1 protein-coding gene and 1 pseudogene are annotated in these 521 nt (G+C 63.1%); both read left to right on the top strand.

The genetic code is table 11. The annotated features are described in order from the left end of the window. Positions 1-16 precede the first annotated feature (16 nt). The gene (locus KDK82_RS33415; RefSeq protein WP_143343514.1) at positions 17-148 is read left to right on the top strand and encodes a hypothetical protein; all 132 of its coding nucleotides are present in this window, start codon (positions 17-19) and stop codon (positions 146-148) included. Between the two features lie 10 nt (positions 149-158). Then, positions 159-521: pseudogene (locus KDK82_RS33245) on the top strand (branched-chain amino acid ABC transporter permease); the annotation flags it as partial.

Genomic DNA, 521 nt, shown 5'->3' with positions numbered 1-521 from the left:
GCTGATCGAGCACGACATGGGCGTGGTCATGGACATCAGCGACCGCGTCGTGGTGCTGGACTACGGCAAGAAGATCGGTGACGGCGCACCCGACGAGGTGCGCCAGAACGAAGACGTGATCCGCGCTTACCTTGGCACCAGCCACTGAGGGGACTGACATGGGATTTTTTCTGGAAACCTTGTTCGGCGGCCTCATGGTGGGCACGCTGTACGCGCTGATCGCCATCGGCTTCGTGCTGATCTTCAAGGCCTCGGGCGTGTTCAACTTCGCCCAGGGCGCGATGGTGCTGTTCTCGGCCTTGGCCATGGCGCGCTTTTCCGAGTGGATTCCGAAGTGGATCGGCATGGAGCCGGGCTGGTTCACCAACCTGCTGGCCATCTGCGTGTCGCTGGCCATCATGGTGGTCGTGGCCTGGGTGATCGAGCGGCTGGCACTGCGCCACCTGGTCAACCAGGAGCCCATCACGCTCTTGATGGCCACGCTGGGCATCGCCTACCTGCTCGACGGACTGGGCCCGATG

Source organism: Delftia sp. K82 (assembly GCF_002193035.1).
In the GTDB taxonomy this organism is placed as follows: domain Bacteria; phylum Pseudomonadota; class Gammaproteobacteria; order Burkholderiales; family Burkholderiaceae_C; genus Comamonas; species Comamonas acidovorans.
The sequence above is the reverse complement of the archived record's forward strand: the minus strand, read 5'-3'. Positions and strand labels throughout refer to the sequence as shown.